The 592-nt window shown below is 64.4% G+C and carries 1 protein-coding gene; it reads right to left on the bottom strand.

What is annotated here, in order from left to right; translation table 11 throughout:
• Window positions 1-191: 191 nt before the first annotated feature.
• Window positions 192-503, bottom strand: coding sequence for a hypothetical protein (locus DSC45_RS36030; RefSeq protein WP_162929463.1), 312 nt, complete (start codon window positions 501-503; stop codon window positions 192-194).
• Between the last annotated feature and the right edge of the window lie 89 nt (window positions 504-592).

Here is a 592-nt window from a genome sequence, read left to right as displayed (position 1 = left end):
GATCCGACCGGGGCCCCTCGCCGCGTGCTGTGCGGTCTCCCGCCGCCCACGTCACTTCTTGACGCGAACCTCCTTGCGGACCTTCGCCGTGGTCTCGGCTACGTCCGCCGGGTGCGGTAGGGGCCGAACGCCTACCGTCGCTTGCGTCTTCGCGCTGTCCTCGCCGCCAGCCTCAACACGACGTCATGAGGTTAGTGCGCGCGGGAGCAGGCATTCTGAGCAACCTCGGCGCGCACACCGATCTTGGTGAGTCCCTTCACGCAGTGCGGGTTAGGGAACCAGCCGACGCCTGTGTTGGTCGCCCGGTTCTTACAGGCCGCAATGACCTTCGGCCCTGCTGTGTACCCAGCGTATTCAACGTGGTTGAAGCAGGCGCCCCAGGCCTGGATGGTTACGGATGTCGTGCTCGCGGCTGTTGCTGGCGTCGCGATCGCGACAGGTGTGAGAACAGCAGCGGCGGTCACGCCTGCCGCGACCAGCGCTCGCTTCAGTGGATTCATCATGAATACATCCCCTCCCGTATGCATAGCATGCGCGAGTCAATCAAGGGGTGATCACTCGCGTCAATCCCAGGTTTGCAGGGGTGCTGGCT

This window comes from Streptomyces sp. YIM 130001 (assembly GCF_003574445.1).
Lineage (GTDB): Bacteria > Actinomycetota > Actinomycetes > Streptomycetales > Streptomycetaceae > Streptomyces.
This window is presented reverse-complemented; position numbering and strand designations above follow the sequence as displayed.